Origin of the sequence: Roseateles sp. (genome assembly GCF_046300915.1) — a bacterium.
In the GTDB taxonomy this organism is placed as follows: Bacteria; Pseudomonadota; Gammaproteobacteria; order Burkholderiales; family Burkholderiaceae_C; genus Kinneretia.
In genome coordinates, this window is record NZ_JBKCLH010000134.1 from 38,268 (window position 1) to 56,221 (window position 17,954).

Below are 17,954 nucleotides of genomic sequence, written 5' to 3' on the forward strand. Positions count from 1 at the left end.
CCGCCCGGCCGCTCCGAAGGGGGCTCTCACCGCAGTGCGCAGCACGGAGGTTGCCCAATGAGCATGATCGAGAACCGCCGCCAGATCGGCATCGCGGCCGACCGTCATGAATACGGTGGGCGGCGAGCCCGCGCGCCGCTGCGCCAGCCCCTGCCACTCAAGCAGCGGCCTGCCAGTCCCCTGCCCGGCCCCAGCGACTGGACCTTCGAGCTGATCGAGCAGTACCACGAGGTGATCCGCCAGACCGCCGAGCGCTACGGCCTGGACACCTATGCCAACCAGCTCGAAGTCATCAGCTCCGAGCAGATGATGGACGCCTATGCCTCGGTGGGCATGCCGGTGAACTACCGCCACTGGAGCTACGGCAAGGAGTTCATCGCCACCGAGCGCCACTACAAGCGCGGCCAGATGGGCCTGGCCTACGAGATCGTCATCAACTCCGACCCCTGCATCGCCTACCTGATGGAAGAGAACACCATGGCCATGCAGGCCCTGGTGATCGCCCATGCCTGCTACGGGCACAACAGCTTCTTCAAGGGCAACTACCTCTTCCGCATGTGGACGGACGCCTCGTCCATCATCGACTACCTGGTCTATGCCAAGAACTATGTGGCCGAATGCGAAGAGCGCCACGGCCTGGACGCCGTGGAGACCCTGCTGGACTCCTGCCACGCCCTGATGAACCATGGCGTGGACCGCTACCGCCGCCCCTCCAAGCTCTCGCTCGCCGAGGAACGCGCCCGCCAGCAGGACCGCGAGGCCTACGCCCAGCAGCAGATCAACGAGCTCTGGCGCACCCTGCCGCGCGGTAAGGACCGGGCCGAGGAAGAGCGCGAGGCGCGCCGCTTCCCCGAGGAGCCCCAGGAGAACCTGCTCTATTTCATCGAGAAGCATGCCCCCCTGCTGGAGCCCTGGCAGAGAGAAATAGTGCGCATCGTGCGCAAGATCGCGCAGTACTTCTATCCGCAGCGCCAGACCCAGGTGATGAACGAGGGCTGGGCCACCTTCTGGCACCACAAGCTGCTCAACACCATGTACGACGACGGCTACCTCACCGACGGCGTCATGATCGAGTGGCTCAAGTCACACACCAATGTGGTGGCTCAGCCGGCCATGGCCAATCTCAACCCCTATGCCCTGGGCTTCGCGATGTACACCGACATCAAGCGCATCTGCGAGCAGCCCACCGAGGAAGACCGGCGCTGGTTCCCCGATATCGCCGGCAGCGACTGGCTGCCCACGCTGGACCATGCCATGCGCAACTTCAAGGACGAGAGCTTCATCGGCCAGTACCTCAGCCCCCACCTGATGCGCGAGTTCCGGCTCTTCTCCATCGTGGACGACGAGCGCCTGAGCGAGTACGAGATCTCGGCCATCCACGACGAGTCGGGCTACCAGCATGTGCGCGAGGCGCTGTCGCGCCAGTACGACCTCAGCACGCGCGAGCCCAATATCCAGGTCTGGAACGTCAATCTGCGCGGCGACCGCTCCCTTACCCTGCGCCACACCCAGCACATGAACCGGCCCCTGCACGAGGGCGCGCAGGAGGTGCTCAAGCATGTGGCCCGGCTCTGGGGCTTTGGCGTGCATCTGGAGAGCGTCAATGATCGCGGTGACATCAGCAAGCGCTGGACAGTGCCCGCCCCCGCGCACTGACCCCCCCGGTTCTAGGGCCTAGGCAGCACCCATGCCTGGACATATCCTGCAAGGTCGTCTAGCGGGAGGATGCAACTTGAACGTCGAACTGGATCGTCGCAACCTGGGTGGCACCTTTGAGCAGCTGTTTGAGCTGTCCGCAGCGCTGGATCCCGCCAGCATCGAGCAGGTCTACCGCATACGGCATGAGGTCTATTGCCGCGATCTGGGCTGGGAGCCTCTGCGCGACGACGGCATGGAAACCGACAAGTACGACCCACAGTCCGTGCACTGTCTGCTGCGCCGGCGCGGCAGCGGTGAGCCGGTGGGGTGCACCCGTCTGGTCATGGCCTATCCCGGCCAGCCCGAGGCCCGCCTGCCTTTCGAGGTGAGCTGCGATGAGGTGATTGACCGCTCCATCATTGATCCCCGAGCCCTGCCCCGCCAAGATATTGGCGAGGTATCCCGACTGGCCGTGATGAGCAACTTCCGGCAGCGCAAGGGCGAGTCCGGCACCGCCGTCTCCATCTCGGAGGAAGACTTCGAGTCGCGCGGGCAGACGCCTCGCTTCCCCTTCATCCCCATCAGCCTCTACCTGGGCGCGGCCGCCATCGCGCGGCATCTCGACGTGGAGCATGTGTTCGTGCTGACCGAGCCGCGCCTGGCCAGTCACTTCACCCGCATCGGCTTCGATATCCACGGCATTGGCGGCACCATCGAACACCGCGGCACCCGCATGCCCTCGCTGATCAGCTCCAGCAAGGTGGTGGCCAATCTGCGGCCGCTGATCAAGCCGCTTTACGAAGTCATCGAGGCTGCCGTGGCGGAGAATTTCCGCCAGCATCCCGAGTACGTGCCGGCTCTGCGCGCACGGCTGGCAGCCGGTCAGCCCGGCTGAGCAGGAGCCCCGGCCGCGGGGCGGCTCCGGCCAGGTCTTAGAGCGTGAAGATCTTGCCCGGATTCATGATGTTGCGGGCATCCAGGGCCAGCTTCAGCTGGCGCATCAGGGCCACGGCCCCCTCACCGGCCTCATCCACCAGAAAGCCCTGCTTGTGCAGGCCGATGCCATGCTCGCCGGTGCAAGTGCCCTCCAGCCGCAGGGCCCGCTGCACCATCTGGGCGGACAGGCGCTCGGCGGTCTCCCGTTCGGCCGGCACGGCGGGGTCGATCAGATAGCCCAGATGGAAGTTGCCATCGCCCACATGGCCCACGATGAAATAGGGCAGCCCGGCCTCCTCCACCTCGCGCACCGACTCATTGATGCTCTCGGCCAGGCGTGAGATGGGCACACAGGTATCCGTGGTCACGCAGCGGCAGCCCGGGCGAGTCTGCAGAGCCGACAGATAGGCATGGTGCCGCGCCGTCCAGAGCCTGCTGCGCGCCTCGGGCGTGGTGGCCCATTCAAAGTCCTCGCCGCCCAGATCACGGGCAATCTCCTGCACCAGCTGGGCCTGTTCCGCGACGCTGGCCTGCGAGCCGTGAAACTCCATCAGCAGCATGGGCGCCTCGCGCAGGCCCAGGCGGTCGTGCAGATTGACGGCACGTATGGCATTGGCGTCCAGCAACTCGCAGCGCGCAATCGGCACACCCATCTGGATGATCTGTATGGTGGCCTGCACGGCCGCATCAATGCTGGGAAAGAAGCTGATGGCGGCCGACACCGCCTCGGGCAGCGGAAACAGCTTCAGCGTGACTTCGGTGATCACCCCCAGCGTCCCTTCACTGCCCACGAACAGCCGGGTCAGGTCATAGCCGGCGCTGCTCTTGCGCGCGCGCGAGCCGGTGCGAATGATGTCGCCGCTGGCCGTGACCACGGTCAGCCCCAGCACGTTTTCGCGCATGGTGCCGTAGCGCACCGCATTCGTCCCGCTGGCGCGCGTGGCCGCCATGCCCCCGATGGAGGCATCGGCCCCCGGGTCAATCGGGAAGAACAGGCCCTGGTGGCGGATCTCGGTATTGAGCTGGTTGCGTGTGACACCGGCCTGCACCGTGACGGTCAGATCCTCGGCATTGACGCGCAGGATCTGCTTCATGCCCGAGAGGTCCAGGCTCACCCCGCCCTGCACCGCCAGCAGATGGCCCTCCAGCGAAGAACCGGCCCCGTAGGGAATCACCGGCACACCATGCTGCTGCGCCAGGGTCAGGACGGCCGCCACCTCCTCATTGCTCTGGGCATAGACCACACAGTCCGGCGGATCCACATCAAAGGGTGACTCGTCCCGACCATGCTGCTGGCGCACGGCCAGGGCCGTCGAGCAACGCTCGCCAAAGCGGGCGCGCAAGGCCTCCAGCATGACTTGCGGCAGCTCGCGCCGCGGGGAGGACTGCAGCAGCTCGGGGGCCGGACTGGGGTGGTTCATGCGCTGTCTCCGAAGGAAATGCCGGCCCGCGCGGGGCCTCTTTCTTGACCCCGATTGTGCGCCGCCGGGCTGCTGACGCGAGGCACAAGAAAAAGGCCTGAGCGCTGTGCGCCCAGGCCTGGTCTGGCAGTCGGGGAACCCGACGATCACTCGCTCAGGCTGAGGGAGCGGTAAGCCGGATCAGCCTTGATCTCCGCCTCGCTGAAGGGCAGCTTGGCCCACTTGGCGCCCTTGAGGAAGACATCCGAATAGAGCTTGGTCTGATCCGCGAAATGTGCGCTGAAGGCGTGCGTGCTCTGCGAATAGGTCAGCAGGCCCTCGGCCACCGGCCCATTGGCATCGAAGGTGACGAACTGCATATAGCTATTGCCATAGACCGGATCGCCATAGAGGCCGCCGCTGAGATTGCCGCGCACATTGTTGAAGGTGTAGCGGCCGCCGGGGAAGGGAATCGGCGCACCGTCGCGAATCACGACTTGCTTGCGGGCACTCACCTCCTCCAGCGCAAAGCCGTTGGCGGCGAACCACTGCACCGAATCGGCCAGCAGGGTGCGGGCCTTGGTATTGGCGGTGTTGAAGCCGCGCGGGGTCTGCACCGGATCGGCCGGGCTGTAGGCCACACGCCAGTAGCTCGCGTCCTTGAGTTCGCCGGCCAGCTCATAGAACTTGCGGAACAGCAGGGCGCCCGGATCCGTCATGCCCTCGGTCTTCTTCCAGATGGCCAGCACGCCGCAGGCCTTGGTGATGTCGGTGTCCACCCCCTTGGAGTCCTTGACCACGATGGGCGTGGGCTTGCCCTGACAGGTGGCTGCCAGAAACTCGTCCAGCCACATCTCCGCCTTGAAGAAACGGCTCTTGGCGTAGACCTGCTGCAGATTGGCCAGGGTGAAGCCCGTGCCGGCCAGTCCGTCGCTGCCCTTCATGCGGTCCAGCACCTGGGCAATGCCCGCGCGGGTGCGCTCGCCCTGCTCGGCACCTTCCGCCACCGGACCGGTGGCGATGATCTTGGGATGGCCGCTCAAGCGCACCTGATCATTGGGCAGCCAGTGGCTGTCATTGGCGTTGACGATGTAGTCGTCACGCAGCACATAGGGGCGCTGGGCGGCGGGAATGGCGCCGCTCCAGTTGCAGCTGCTCTTGCTGCCATCCATGAGCACCAGGCCGCGGCTGGCCAGCAGGAACTGGCCCGTGGGGCTGTTCACGCAGCTGGCCAGCTGCGCATCGCTGACATTGGCCGCCACCGAGTAGTTGGCGTAGAGCGCCCGTCCGGCCCTGTCGGCCGCCATGGTGTTGACCCAGGGCATGGCGTTGTAGGTGGCAAGGTTCTGGCGCAGGGACTCGGCGCTGGTGGACTTGCCGTTGAGCAGGGCCTGGTCGATCAGGCGGTAATTGCCGTAGTTGGCATCGCGCATGGCAAAGGCCGCTGCACCGCTCCAGGCGAAGGTCGCGCCATCGCTGAGCACCGGGCCGAAGTCGGTGCCGTACATCGTGCGCTCATGGGTCTTGAGACTGCCATCGGCCTGCAGCGCCTGCACGCTCACCGCGGTCTTGCTCATGGGCTTGAAGACCCCGTCCACCTGGTAGCGCGTGGGATCGGCCGGGTCCAGCTTGAGCTGGAACAGGGTGAAGCGGTTGTCGGTGGAGAAGGTGTGGGTCCAGGCCACATCCTTGTTGAAGCCGATCAGCGGCACGACCGCGCCCAGCAGGGTGGCGCCCATCACGTCGTACTGACCGGGAATGGTCATGTGCAGCTGGTGCAGACGCAGCGCCCCCCACCAGGGGAAGTGCGGGTTGCCCAGCACCATGCCGGCGCCGCTCTGGGTCACACCCTTGCCCAGCCCATAGCCATTGGAGCCGATCATGTGCTCGTACACCGCATCCGTGCCACGCACCAGGGGGCTGTTGAGCACAGCCATGCGCGTGCTCTGGGCACGCAGGGCCTTGGCGCCAGGCAGCGTGGCGGACGCTGTCTTGAGCACCGGCGGCTGGGCGCTGCCGATGGCGTTGATGAACTGCATCGAGCTGCCAGCCATGGCGGCCTGGCTGAAGCGCCAGTACATCGCCTCCTCGGTGAGCGGCTGGACCCAGACCGCGCCCTTGCACTCGTTGGGCAGACCGTTCTCGCCCTTCTCGCGCAGATAGCGGTTGTAGCCCGCCACAAAGCCCGTCACCAGATCGCGCGTCTCCTGGCTCGCCGCCTCCTTCAGCGAGGTGGCCAGCTTGGGCGTCATCAGGAGCTTGTAGAAGAAGTCGGAGGACAGATTGGGCGTGAAGTCGCCGAACTGGCCCAGATAGGTGATGGGCATGCCCTTGGCATCCACATCGCCAAAGTAGCGCGAGCGCTCGCCGCGCAGGGTCACGGTCTCCTCAGAGAACAGGCAGACATGGTCGGTGGCGAAGGCATAGCCATAGCCATAGCCCAGGCCCTTGAAGTTCTCGGCCTTGATATGCGGCACACCGTAGCTGGTGTAGCGGACTTCGGCCTGGAACGTCGGCGTTGACGTCGGCGGTGGATCGGCCGGATTCTGATCGCCGGAGCCGCCTCCGCAGCCGGCCAGCAGGAGCAGAGATGTCGCCAAGGCGACAGGGGTCAGGACTTGCGCGCGCAGGGCGCCCTTTGTCTTGCGCATTAGATGTCTCTCCTTAGATTCTTGTTGTCCTGCGGCATCAAGCCGCGGGGTTTCCCCAGTCGGGTGCTGGCTATTATGAAGAGCGATAGGGACATGATGATCCCTACTTAACAACAGCAGGAGACCCTATGCGTTTCGCCCCCTCTCCCATCATGTTCGGTCTGCTGTGCGCGCTCGCCAGCAGCAACGTCCTGGCCTCGGGCTACCACTTCGGCTCCCAGTCGGCCTCGGCCCAAGGTACGGCCAACGCCAATGCCGCCGAAGCCAGCGACGCCACCGTGCTCTTCTACAACCCCGCCGGCATGACCCGCCTGGACGGCACCCAGGCCTCCGGCGTGCTGAACATCGTGGTGCCCAGCACCAAGTACAGCGACCAGGGCTCGGTCACCTCCTTCGGTCTGCCCATCAGCGGCGGCGACACCAAGAAGTTCGTCAAGACCACGGCCGTGCCCCATGGCTACCTGAGCCACAAGCTCTCTAAGGATCTGTCGGTGGGCATGGGCGTGTTCGTGCCCTTCGGCTCCAAGACCGAGTACGACAATGGCTGGGCCGGTCGCTACACCTCGCTGGCCACCGAGCTCACCACCATTGCCTTCAATCCCTCGGTGGCCTACAAGCTCAGCCCCAAGCTGAGCGTGGGCGCCGGCCTGACGGCCCAGTACATCGACGGCAAGCTGGTCAAGGGTGCCGACTTCGGCTCCGGCGCCCTGGGCAATCTGATCAACCAGCTGGTGGCCGCCAACGCCGCCGCCAATCCGGGCGTGCCGGTGCAGATGATCCGCGCCACCGTGATGAACCAGCTCTCGGGTCTGGTCAAGCAGGCTTCCGGCAATCCCCTGTACTCCGGCAGTGTCGAGGTCCAGGGCGATGACTGGGGCTTCGGCTTCAATCTGGGCCTGATGTACGAGTACGACAAGGACACCCGTTTCGGCATTGCCTACCGCTCGTCCATCAGCCACCAGCTCAAGGGCACGGCCACCTGGAATGTGGCCACCCCGGCCGGCAATCTGGCCACCCTGCTGAACACCGCCCTGGGCTCGGTGCAGCCCGGTGCCGGCACGGCCGTGCAGCAGCGCCTGATCGCCGCTTACAAAAACAGCGACGCGCGTCTGAACATCGACACGCCGGAGTCCCTGTCCTTCAACTTCTTCAAGCAGCATGAGCGCTTCGGCGTGATGGGTGACATCACCTGGACCCGCCACTCGCGCTTCAAGGAGCTGCGGATTGACTTCACCAATCCCGACCTCCTGCCGGACAGCAACACCCCGGAAAACTGGACCGACACCCTGCGCGCCTCCCTGGGTCTGAACTACCACTGGAGCGATGCCCTGACCCTGCGCGGCGGCGTGGCCTTCGACCAGTCGCCCGTCAACCCGCGCAACCGCACAGCCTCCCTGCCGGACAATGACCGCAGCTGGATCTCCGCCGGCATGAACTGGAAGCTGGACAAGAAGCGCTCCATCGACCTGGCGGCCAGCTATGTGCATGTGAAGGCCGGCCAGATCGACCAGTTCGACAACGGCGGCATCACCGATGCCTCCGGCAGCCAGATCTGCGATGCCACCCGCAACACCTCCAGCTGCGCCACCACCCGGGGCCGCTACAAGCTGAACTCCCTGCTCTTCGGTGTGCAGTACAACCAGCAGTTCTGAGCACTGCGCCAGCGCTACAAACCCCGCCCCGGCGGGGTTTTTTCTTGGCTCGTGCCAGGACTTTGATCCAGCGGCTTGCATGCCCCAGGCGCCGGTGCCACCATGAAGACGGTCGGCAAGCATATGCTGCCAGCCACACACGCAAAGGAGTGTTGCGCCATGTCCGATACCGCCAATGTGCTGCTGCTGATCCTGGTGCTTCTGCTTGTGGTGGGCGCCCTGCGCCTGGACTCGCTCCGACAGCTCTGGCGCGAGTGGCTGCGTCTGGGCGACAAGCCGGCCAGCCCCGCCGAGACCGCGGATGCGACCCATGCCCACGGTCCCTATGTGCCGGGCCGTCCGCGTCCCCTGCACGGCGACGACCCGCGCCTGGCCCAAAAGCCGGCCTTCCACCGCCGGGGTCGCCGCCACTGAGCGGTCCCAAGAAAGCCCGGCGCGACAGCGGGCCAGGCTTCTGGGGCAAGATGCAGGCCTTTCTCAAGCAAGACCTGCAGACCGCCCATGGCCAACCGACTTTCCCAGATCGCAACCCGCACCGGTGACGACGGCAGCACCGGCCTCGGTGACGGCAGCCGCGTGCCCAAGGACCATCTGCGCGTGATGGCCATGGGCGATGTGGACGAACTCAACTCCCAGATCGGCGTGCTCCTGGCCGAGCCCCTGCCCGAGGATGTGCGCGAGCTCCTGATCACCATCCAGCACGAGCTCTTCAACCTGGGCGGCGAGCTCTGCATGCCCGGCTACAGCCTGCTCAAGGAAGATGCCGTGCTGCGCCTGGATCAGGCCCTGGCCGACCACAACGCCACCCTGCCCCGCCTGGCCGAGTTCATCCTGCCGGCGGGCACGCGCAGCGCCGCCATCGCCCATGTCTGCCGCACCGTGGCCCGCCGCGCCGAGCGCGCCGTGGTCACCCTGGCCGGGCAGGAGAGCATCAACGCCGCCCCGCGCCAGTACCTGAACCGGCTTTCCGACCTGCTCTTCGTGCTGGCCCGCGTGCTCAACCGCGCCAATCTCGATGGCAAGGGCGGGGACGATGTCTACTGGCGCAGCGAACGCCTGCAGCGCCAGCAGGCGCAGGAGCAGGCCGGGGACTGAATCTCGCCCGGCTACGCTGCTGGAGCATCCAGGCGGGCCACGGCCTCGCGCAGGCGTTGAGCAAAGGCCTCACGCAGCGCGGGGGGCTCCAGCACCTGCACCTGCCCCGCATGTCGCAGCAGGTCCATCAGCAGCTCCGTGGCCTCGCCATAGGGCAGGACCAGCTCCCAGCGCCCATCCTCGAGCCAGCGGCTGCGCTGCGCCGGATGCCATTCCTCGCGTGACACCCATAGCGCCGCCTCGGCGCTGAACACCAGCTTCGCCTGCAGCATCTGGCCAGCCCCCGCGGCAAAGATGCCGTAACCCCGGTCGAGCTCGGCCTCCAGGGTCGCCAGATCGGCCGCCTGGGCCGCCGTGTCCAGCAGCCGGGCCTGCTCCATGGCGTCCAGCGCAAAGCGGCGCCAACCCTCGCTGCGGTGACACCAGGCATCCAGGTACCAGGTGTTGCGGTAGTGCACCAGACGCTGGGGCGAGATCTCGCGCTCGGAGAGCTCCGCAGCGCCGCCCCCGCGCTTGCGGTAGGCAATATGCAGGCGGCGCCGCTGCACCACGGCGCTGCCCACGGTCGCGAAGAACTCGCTGGCCACCCGGCGCCGGGCGGTGCTGATCAGCTTCACGCGCCGTGTGATCTGCTGCGCCTCCTGCGCATCGGCGCCCAGCATGCTGCTGAGCTTGTCGAACATGGGCTGCAGATGCCGGCTCAGCAGGCCGTTCTCGTCCAGACCGGAGAGCAGCTGGTGCATGGTCAGGAGGGCATGCAGCTCCTTCTCGCTGAACCAGACGCCTGGCAGCTCATGCTTCTGGCCACGCCACTGCTGGCCAAAACGGTAGCCATTGGCCAGGGCGTCGTATTCGATGGGGGCGCCCAGACGCTCGCGCAGGTACTGCAGATCGCGCTTGAGCGTGGCCGGCGACACCTCCAGGGCCTCCAGCAAGGTGGCGAAGCTCACGCATTCGCGCCCGCGTATCAGCATCTCGATCTTGTAGAAGCGCTCGGTGCGGTCCATGGCGGGGTGGGCCCTCCTGCCCAAATTTGTCAGTAGCCTGCGTGTGCCTCGCGGGACACTTCTGGTAGCTCATCCAGTGAGCCACCCGCGGTCCACACTGTGCCATATCAACAGGAGCACACCATGGCACAGATCGCAGCAGCCGCTTCCATCGCCCACCCGGGCAGCCCCGTCTGCGCCGCCCAGCTGGAGCTGGCGGGCTTTGTGGACCCAGCGCCGAGCACCACCCCGACCGCTGAGCCCGCCGCAACACGCTGCAGCAATGATCTGGGTTTCGAGCTGGGCTTTGACCACGCCCGTCATGGCCTGACCCCGCCGGTGGCCCATCTCTCGCACCAATCCCCGCTGCTGCAGGGCTGGCAGGCCGGCATGGCCACCTTCGGCCGCCGCCCGGGGCCCCACCCCTCACGCGCCACCAAGCTCTGGTTGGCCCTGCGCCTGCACGCCTGGCAGCGCGGCCGCGCTTTTGAAGAGGTGGAACTCACCCCCAACCATCTGCAGCAGCTGCTCGGTGTGAGCCATTGCCCCATCCTGCGCTGCCCCCTGGGGGAGCAGATCTCGGTGGACCGGGTGCGCGACGACGCCGGCTATGCCGCCGGCAATCTGGCCGTGATGAGTCCTGGCGCCAATGCGGCCAAGGCCCGCCATGGCTGGACCAGCGCCAGCGAGCTGGCACGCAGCCTCAGCCAAGGCCCCATCCGCAGCGTGGCCGGCCTGGACGCCGCCCAGTGGCAGCGCGTGGCCGTGCTGTGCAGCTTTGTCACCGAACTGCCGCACGAGGAAGCGGCCCAGATTCCCCTGCATGTGCTGCCGCCCAACCGCCTGCGTCTGTTCAACCCCATCCAGGCACTGCAGGCTCTGATCACGCGTCAGCTGGCCACGCCGGGCTGGAGCGCCCGCCTGGCTCGCCTGGAGGCTCTGCTACCCGGCGAGGCCCTGCGTGCCGACTTCAACCGCTTTGTGCTGGCCCTGGCACCGCGGGTGTTGCAGCTGGGACAGGGCACGCTGACCGAAGCCCAGCAGATTCGCTGGGCACTTGAAGATGCCTGGAGCCAGCCTCTGGTGATGAAGCGCTGGACCCGATTTGCCCTGCAGCTCAGCGCAGCGCAAGCCGAGCAGCTGGTACAGCGTGCCGCGGCCAAGCAGCTGTGTCCCGTGCATGTGCAACGCCACGCGCAACCCCGTGCCACCGAGGGCTGGGCGCTGGATCGGGGCGGATACCGGGCCCACCACCCGCAGCAGACGCACTGAAGGCCTCAGAGGGCCAGGTCTTGCCCAGGTTCAGGGCAGGCCGGGGCTCAGGCGTTCCATGCCCCCCATCTGGTCCTGCAGGGCCACGTGATAGCCCAGCTGGCCGAACCAGTTGGCCCATTGCTGAGCCAGGGACTTGCTCGGCAACCAGGGACCGGTGCGATCCATATGAATGCGGTAACCGCGGCGCTCGTAGAAGACGACACGCCACATGCCGGTGGAGGTGGAACGATCGAAGCTGTTCATGATGCTTGGGGCGTGCGCAATCTAGCAGAGCTCCACACGCTCCGAGGGCAGGGTTTGCTCACAGGCCCGCCAAGAATTTCTCACTGCTCAAGAGTTCCAGCGGCCGTGCCACGCGGTGGCGCTCGAAGTAGAGCTTCAAGGCCGGGCTGTCGCTGACCAGCCAGCGCGCCCTGGCCTGGCGTGCAAGGGTCAGGGCTTGCCTTTGGAGCAAGGGCAGCCCGCGCTGCGGGCGCAGGGGCTGACTCTTCTCTGGGCGCTGGATCACCTGGGCATAGGGCAGAAAATCCGCCAGCAGCTCCTGCTGCTGAGCCGCAGACAGCCCCAGGCTGGGTGCGCCCAGCGCCAACATCAGGCCACGGGCCGCATCGGCATCCACCAGGGGCTGGCAAGCGGCGTCCTGCCAGGACTGGCGCAGGGCCTGGGCAGCGCTCGAACCGGCGAGCAGGCTGCGCAGCAGCAGCGCGGTATCAAAGACAACACGGGGTGCCGCAGATGCCACGGCCGGCCGGCGGCTCACCGCGCAGCGGCCTTGCGAACGGCCGGCTTGCGGCCCGCGCTGGCACTGCTGCGGCTCTTGGCCGGCTTGGGCTTCTTGGCAACGGCCTTTCTGGCCGGTGGCTGCGTCGGGGCGGCTGCCGGCACTTCCTGGGCCTGAGCCGCAAAGTCCAAGGCCGCCGCAATGTCGGCCTCATCCAAAGCCAGCTCGGCCAGCTTGGCGCGCACCGCGTCACCGCGCTGTATGCGCACCGGCGTCAGGATGATCTGCCCGCCCTTGGTCTGTACCTCGAAGTACTGCACCGGCCCCAGCGCCTGAGTCACGCTCTTGGGCAGGGTGAGCTGGTTCTTGGAGGTGATCTTGGCCAGCACGGCAGCCGCTGCACTTGCAGTCATGGTGAAAAGGGCTCGACAGGCCGAGCCACGAAACTCAGACCAGGGAGCGCTGCAGACGCAGTTCCTCGATGCGCGTGCCACTCACCTCGGTGGTCTTGGCACTGCCCAGCTCACGCTTGAAGCCGGCCAGCTCGAAGAAGCGCAGCGCGCGCTCATTGCGCAGATAGGTCCACAGCGTGACCTTGGTGCAGCCCTCTTCCTGCAGACCGTCGCGGGCCGCATCCCACAGGGCCAGACCCACGCCCTTGTCCCAGTGCACGGGATTGGCGTACATGGCCCAGATCTCACCGGTGGTGGAGGGCGTGCCCTTGTCGCGCGAACGGTCGAAACCCACGAAGCCCATGATCTCGTTGTCGAGATGGGCCACCATCACCTGGGGCTCGCACAGATCGATGGCCTCGCGCCAGAAGGCCTGGCGCTTCTGGACCGACAGGCTGTCCAGGGTGGTGTCGGGCAGCAGACCGCGGTAAGCGTCCTGCCAGGCTGCAACATGGATTTCAGCAATGGCTTTGGCATCACGCAGCGTGGCCGGGCGGACCTGGATACTGGACATACGGAACTCGAAAGAAACTCAGGGGACGGCGAAAAAACGCAAGGGCGGGATTTTGCGCGCCAAAAAGCCGTCAAGCAGCGCTTGACAGCAGGATATTTTTTGCTCCGCCTGTGAGCCCCGCGCGGCTCAGTCCGAGCCCGCTGGCGCGGGGTATTTGCGCGCATTGAGGGCCAGCTTGCGCTCCACGGCCGCCTCGATGTCCACCCCGCTATGGGCCGCGATCTGCAGCAGGTAGAGCAGCACATCGGCGATCTCCTCGCCCAGATGCTCGCGTCGGGCCGCATCCAGGTTCTGCGACTCCTCGGGGGTGAGCCACTGGAAGATCTCCACCAGCTCGGCGGCCTCCACCACCATGGCCATGGCCAGATTCTTGGGCGTCTGGTAGGGCTGCCACTGCCGCGCCGCGGCAAAGTCTCGCAGGCGCTGCTGAAGGTTTTCGATGTCCATGCCGCCAGTGTGTCACGCCCAGGCTGTCACCTCCGCGACAGCCCGGCACAGTCTAGATGCAAACCTCCAAAGCAGTCTGCCCTCCGCAACAGCACGGGGTTTGCACCCGCGTAGCGTCTGCGGCCGCTGGCTAGAGTCAAGGCACCGGCGCCCGCGGGGAGCTTCCCCACCGCTTTTCGGGCCGCCGATTACTGGAGACAGCGATGAAAAAATTCAAGATCAGCATGCTGAGCCTGGCCCTGCTGGCCCTGGCCGGTTGTGGCGGCGGCGGTGACGATGCCATTCCCGTCGATGACAGCGTCAGCAGCGTCAAGGTCTTTGGCGACAGCCTGGCCGATGTCGGCACTTTCGGCATCCGCTTCACCGTGCAGACGGGCGAAGCCAGCACCTTCCCCGAGCGCGTGGCCGCGGCCTATGGCCTGAGCGGCCAGTGCAACTACTACGCCTTCACGGGCAGCACCTTCACCCTCAACAGCAAGGCCGGCTGCACCAACTACGCCGTCGGCGGCGGGGTCATCAACAACAGCAACCCGGCCGATCCGCGCGGCATCCCGCTGCAGCTGGTGGCGGCCAATGGCTTCAAGCCCAATGACCTGCTGCTGATTGACGGCGGTGGCAACGATGCCGCCAACCTGGTCACCGCCTACCTCTCGGTGCCCAAGGACAAGGGTGATGCCTACGCCAAGCTGCTGAGCACCCTGCTGCCCTCGGCCCAGGTGGGCACGGCCCTGGCGGGCGGCGCCAGCAGCATCGCCGCCATCGGCGTGCCCTATATGCAAGCCCTGGCCCAGAAGTTCGCCAGCAGCATCAAGGACCAGGCCCTGGACAAGGGCGCCCGCCGCGTGGCCCTGCTCAACATGCCGGGCATCACCAACACGCCACGCTTCCAGACCGTGCTGGACAGCATTGCCGCCGCCAGCGGCGGTGGCACGGCCGGCGCCACCGCACGCGCCCAGTCCGAGGCCTTGTTCAAGAGCTGGGTTGAGGCCTACAACGCCGAGCTGGCCAAGCAGTTCAACGGTCAGGACAAGGTGGTGATCGTGGACTTCTACACCACCTTCAACCAGCAGATGGCCACGCCGGCCCAGTTCGGGCTCAGCAATGTCAAGACGCCGGCCTGCCCGGTCAAGGGTGTGGGCAGCGACGGCCTGCCCAGCTACGACTTCCCCACGTGCACGGCCCCTGCACTCTCGGCCACGCCGCCGGCCGGTGTCAGCGGTGGCGCCGACTGGTGGAAGACCTATCTGTTCTCGGACGGCTTCCATCCCACGCCCCTGGGTCACCAGCAGATCGCCTCGGCCATCACCACGGCTCTCAAGGCCAAGGGCTGGCTGAAGTAAGCCCCTTAGCCAAGCGGCCCCGGCCGCTTCCCCAGCAGGGAGCCCGAGTGGCTCCCTTTTTCATGGCCTGTATTAATTCCTTGTTCTTGATATTTCTTCTTGGTGGTATTGGTAGAGGGCGCACGCGTCTGTGGACAGCTGCAGAAAGTCCTTGAGCGACAAGGCTTTGGCTCGCCCAAAACGCTGTGAGTCCCACCCGGGATAGGCACGCTTGAAAAAGAGAACAAGTCGCCGCATGGCCACACGGCTGTGGACAAGCCCTGACTTGTTCAAGTTCTTTCCACAGACTTGCCCACAGGGGCGTCCCGGGTCGGGCCTCAATCGATGCCCACCACCTTGTGCATCTGCACCGAGAGCTTCCACTGCGGATGGGCCAGGCAGTAGGCGATGGCCTCGCGCGTGTGCTGCTTCTGCAGCAGGGGCGTGTCCATGGGCTGCAGGTAGAAGTGCTGGAAGTCCAGGCCGGCAAAGCGCTCCGGCCGGGCCAGGGGCTGAGGCCAGACCAGCTTGAGCTCGTGGCCGCGGGTCAGCACGATCTCGGCATCGGCCTTGGGGCTGACGCAGATCCAGTCCAGCCCCGCCGGCGCGGGCTGAGTGCCATTGGTTTCCACCGCCACCTCGAAGCCCTGGGCATGCAGGGCCTCGATCAGGGGCTCATCCAGCTGCAGCAGAGGCTCGCCGCCGGTGCAGACCACATAGGGCTTGCCGCCCGGGCCACCCGCCCACTTGGCCGCCACGGCCGCGGCCAGCTCGGCCGCGGTGGCGAACTTGCCGCCACCCTGGCCATCGGTGCCCACGAAGTCGGTATCGCAGAAGCTGCAGACGGCGTCTGCGCGGTCCTGCTCGCGCCCGCTCCAGAGATTGCAGCCGGCAAAGCGGCAGAACACCGCCGGCCGCCCGGCCTGGGCGCCCTCACCCTGCAGGGTGTAGAACATTTCCTTGACCGCGTAAGTCATCGCGACGGCCCTCCCCTCAGACCGGAATCAGCTCGTCGGCGCGGTGCACGCTGACGATGGCGCCCGAACCCCGGGTCTCGTACAGATCCACCCGGTCGATCTGCGGCAGCACCGCCCGGCCCTTGGCCAGCACCCAAGCGGCCAGGCTGGCGGCATCGCCGTCCGGCAGATCGGCAATCTCGTACAGCGGCCGGTGGTCGATGGCCTTGAAGATGGGATCGAACAGGGTCTTCACATCGCCGAAGTCCACGGTCCAGCCCTGCACCTCGTCCAGCGGCGCGCTCAGGTGCAGGCGCAGGGTGTAGGTGTGGCCATGGATGCCGCGCAGCGGGTGCTCGGCGGGGGCGCGCTTTAGCTGGATGGCGGAGTCCAGGGTCAGCTCCTTCCAGATGCGGTAGCGGCTGCCGTCGTAATTGGCACCGCAGGAGCCGGTTTCATAGACCGTGACCCAGCTCAGCTCAGGCAGCTGGGGCTTGAGCCGCTCCCACAGCCAGGCCGAGATCACCTCGCTGGTGGGGTTGGCCAGGCCCTCGATGCTGTTGAGGCATTGGTAGTTGAGCTGCATGTGGAAGGGCGCCCAGACCTCGTCCAGATGGTCATAGTCCACCGCCAGGTCGCGCTCGCCCAGGTCCTGGTTGGCATGCAGGATCACTTCAAAGCCATGGCCGTGCATGCGGCCGCATTTGTGGCCCGCCGGCACATTGGGGAGCTGGTGCGCGGCCTGGAAGCGGTAGCGGCGCCAGACATGGGCCTGACCGGATACGTCCAGATCCACGCCCGAATGCTGGGTGCTCTGTATGCCCACCTGCTGGATGCCGGGCACGCCGAACTCCGTCTCCAGGCGCTGACGTATCCAGCGCGCGAGGTTCTCGTCGGTGGGCTGGGCCAGGCTGTCATTGAGCAGGGCATGGTCCAGGGGCGCGACGCAGGCTTCCAGACGGCGGCGCAGCTCCTCGACTTCTCCGCCCGGGAAAGGCGCCCAGCCCTGCGGCAGCAGGGCACGCACGGTGGCGAAATAGCTGTGGCCATGCAGGCCATGGCTGCGATGCGAACTCGACAGTGCCGGAATGCGGCAGGCCGACTCGAAACCGCCGGAGGCGGTGTGAAGTGTGGAATGGATCTGGCTCATAGGGAGAGGCGGCAGTGTGACATGGGCCGCCATGGGCGCCTAGGGCGAAGCCGGGCGGGGCAAACAGGGGCGGAGGCACTTGTACAGCGCTGCGTTTGTTATTCCTGTCTTATTGATTTATCAAATTGGTAGTCTTAGTAGAGGGGCCACCAGCCTGTGGACAAGCCAGATTTTCCCTTTTGCGACAAAGGTTTGTCTTGCGATCAAGCTTGTGGGCCGACACGGGCACAAATTCCGGCTCAACAGACAACAACTTGGCGAAACGCGCCGACCCTGTGGATAAGCAGGGTCTTGTTCAAGAATTATTCACAGACTTGTGCATAAGTACCCAGCGCCGACTTGATCCGGCAGGTCTGCGCGCCGGTCGATAATGGTTTCCCGGGTCAGTAAGCCCTGCTGCTGCTGGCGCGCAGGCATAGCAGAACCGCCCGGGACCCGCCTGTCCCGATGACGCCATGCCGATGAAGACTTTTTTCCCTGTGCGCGCCCTTGGCCGGAGCCAGCCTGCCCTGCTGCTGCCCTTGTTGCTCTTGGCCATGCTGCCGTCCGGCGCCGCCGTGCCCCCGCCCGACCACTCGGCCGCCCCGCAGCACCAGCACGCCGGCAAGGTGGTGGAACTGCCGCCCGAGCCGGGCAGCATGGCCGCCCTGCTCAAACTGCCTGTCAATGCCCGCCATATGCTGGTGCTGGATGAGGACGGCCGCGTGCTGGCCAGCAAGGCGGCCGAAGCCGTGGTCCCCATTGCCTCCCTCACCAAGCAGG

The 17,954-nt window shown here is 66.2% G+C and carries 17 protein-coding genes and 1 pseudogene; 8 read left to right on the forward strand and 10 right to left on the reverse strand.

Annotation, left to right across the window (positions count from 1 at the left end; all coding sequences use genetic code 11):
• The first annotated feature begins 57 nt into the window (after positions 1-57).
• Positions 58-1,656 (forward strand): SpoVR family protein, encoded by a 1,599-nt coding sequence (locus ACK5F2_RS10040; protein ID WP_409864431.1) that lies wholly within the window; start codon positions 58-60, stop codon positions 1,654-1,656.
• 76 nt (positions 1,657-1,732) lie between these two features.
• Complete coding sequence (locus ACK5F2_RS10045) at positions 1,733-2,533, forward strand: PEP-CTERM/exosortase system-associated acyltransferase (protein WP_409864433.1); 801 nt, start codon at positions 1,733-1,735, stop codon at positions 2,531-2,533.
• Between the two features lie 37 nt (positions 2,534-2,570).
• On the opposite strand, the gene ACK5F2_RS10050 is transcribed toward ACK5F2_RS10045, so the two are convergent.
• Both ACK5F2_RS10050 and ACK5F2_RS10055 read right to left on the reverse strand, forming a co-directional pair.
• A complete protein-coding gene (locus ACK5F2_RS10050) occupies positions 2,571-3,995 on the reverse strand; it encodes an FAD-binding oxidoreductase (RefSeq protein WP_409864435.1) in 1,425 nt (474 codons plus the stop codon).
• Between the two features lie 146 nt (positions 3,996-4,141).
• Positions 4,142-6,625, reverse strand: coding sequence for a penicillin acylase family protein (locus ACK5F2_RS10055; protein ID WP_409864436.1), 2,484 nt, complete (start codon positions 6,623-6,625; stop codon positions 4,142-4,144).
• Positions 6,626-6,753: 128 nt separating this feature from the next.
• Between ACK5F2_RS10055 and ACK5F2_RS10060 the strand changes: the two genes are divergently transcribed.
• The 3 genes from ACK5F2_RS10060 to ACK5F2_RS10070 all read left to right on the forward strand — a co-directional run bounded on the left by ACK5F2_RS10060 (position 6,754) and on the right by ACK5F2_RS10070 (position 9,372).
• Entirely contained in the window at positions 6,754-8,277 is a 1,524-nt protein-coding gene (locus tag ACK5F2_RS10060) for an OmpP1/FadL family transporter (protein ID WP_409864437.1), read from the forward strand.
• 159 nt (positions 8,278-8,436) lie between these two features.
• Positions 8,437-8,691 carry a hypothetical protein gene (locus ACK5F2_RS10065; protein ID WP_409864439.1) on the forward strand — a complete coding sequence of 85 codons (255 nt, stop codon included), beginning with the start codon at positions 8,437-8,439 and terminating at the stop codon, positions 8,689-8,691.
• Between the two features lie 87 nt (positions 8,692-8,778).
• Positions 8,779-9,372, forward strand: a complete 594-nt coding sequence (locus ACK5F2_RS10070; protein ID WP_409864440.1) for a cob(I)yrinic acid a,c-diamide adenosyltransferase — start codon at positions 8,779-8,781, stop codon at positions 9,370-9,372.
• Between the two features lie 11 nt (positions 9,373-9,383).
• On the opposite strand, the gene ACK5F2_RS10075 is transcribed toward ACK5F2_RS10070, so the two are convergent.
• On the reverse strand, positions 9,384-10,379 hold the full coding sequence (locus tag ACK5F2_RS10075; protein WP_409864441.1) for a helix-turn-helix transcriptional regulator: 996 nt from the start codon (positions 10,377-10,379) through the stop codon (positions 9,384-9,386).
• A gap of 123 nt (positions 10,380-10,502) precedes the next feature.
• Between ACK5F2_RS10075 and ACK5F2_RS10080 the strand changes: the two genes are divergently transcribed.
• Positions 10,503-11,630, forward strand: coding sequence for a hypothetical protein (locus tag ACK5F2_RS10080; protein ID WP_409864442.1), 1,128 nt, complete (start codon positions 10,503-10,505; stop codon positions 11,628-11,630).
• 30 nt (positions 11,631-11,660) lie between these two features.
• Here the strand turns inward: ACK5F2_RS10080 and ACK5F2_RS10085 are convergent, their stop codons facing one another.
• The 5 genes from ACK5F2_RS10085 to ACK5F2_RS10105 all read right to left on the reverse strand — a co-directional run bounded on the left by ACK5F2_RS10085 (position 11,661) and on the right by ACK5F2_RS10105 (position 13,767).
• Positions 11,661-11,876 (reverse strand): hypothetical protein, encoded by a 216-nt coding sequence (locus tag ACK5F2_RS10085; protein WP_409864443.1) that lies wholly within the window; start codon positions 11,874-11,876, stop codon positions 11,661-11,663.
• A 58-nt stretch (positions 11,877-11,934) separates the two neighbouring features.
• Positions 11,935-12,375 carry a putative toxin-antitoxin system toxin component, PIN family gene (locus ACK5F2_RS10090; RefSeq protein ID WP_409864444.1) on the reverse strand — a complete coding sequence of 147 codons (441 nt, stop codon included), beginning with the start codon at positions 12,373-12,375 and terminating at the stop codon, positions 11,935-11,937.
• Between the two features lie 14 nt (positions 12,376-12,389).
• Complete coding sequence (locus ACK5F2_RS10095; protein ID WP_409864446.1) at positions 12,390-12,767, reverse strand: AbrB/MazE/SpoVT family DNA-binding domain-containing protein; 378 nt, start codon at positions 12,765-12,767, stop codon at positions 12,390-12,392.
• 34 nt (positions 12,768-12,801) lie between these two features.
• On the reverse strand, positions 12,802-13,320 hold the full coding sequence (locus tag ACK5F2_RS10100; RefSeq protein WP_133601882.1) for a GNAT family N-acetyltransferase: 519 nt from the start codon (positions 13,318-13,320) through the stop codon (positions 12,802-12,804).
• 126 nt (positions 13,321-13,446) lie between these two features.
• Entirely contained in the window at positions 13,447-13,767 is a 321-nt protein-coding gene (locus ACK5F2_RS10105; RefSeq protein ID WP_409864447.1) for a nucleotide pyrophosphohydrolase, read from the reverse strand.
• A gap of 203 nt (positions 13,768-13,970) precedes the next feature.
• Between ACK5F2_RS10105 and ACK5F2_RS10110 the strand changes: the two genes are divergently transcribed.
• Positions 13,971-15,107, forward strand: coding sequence for an SGNH/GDSL hydrolase family protein (locus tag ACK5F2_RS10110; protein WP_409864448.1), 1,137 nt, complete (start codon positions 13,971-13,973; stop codon positions 15,105-15,107).
• Positions 15,108-15,424: 317 nt separating this feature from the next.
• Here the strand turns inward: ACK5F2_RS10110 and queE are convergent, their stop codons facing one another.
• Together queE and ACK5F2_RS10120 are read right to left on the reverse strand one after the other, a co-directional pair.
• Complete coding sequence (queE, locus tag ACK5F2_RS10115) at positions 15,425-16,063, reverse strand: 7-carboxy-7-deazaguanine synthase (RefSeq protein WP_409864449.1); 639 nt, start codon at positions 16,061-16,063, stop codon at positions 15,425-15,427.
• 16 nt (positions 16,064-16,079) lie between these two features.
• A complete protein-coding gene (locus ACK5F2_RS10120; protein ID WP_409864451.1) occupies positions 16,080-17,192 on the reverse strand; it encodes a 6-carboxytetrahydropterin synthase in 1,113 nt (370 codons plus the stop codon).
• Positions 17,193-17,653: 461 nt separating this feature from the next.
• On the opposite strand from ACK5F2_RS10120, the pseudogene ACK5F2_RS10125 reads away from it, so the two are divergent.
• A pseudogene (locus ACK5F2_RS10125) lies at positions 17,654-17,954 on the forward strand (hypothetical protein); the annotation flags it as partial.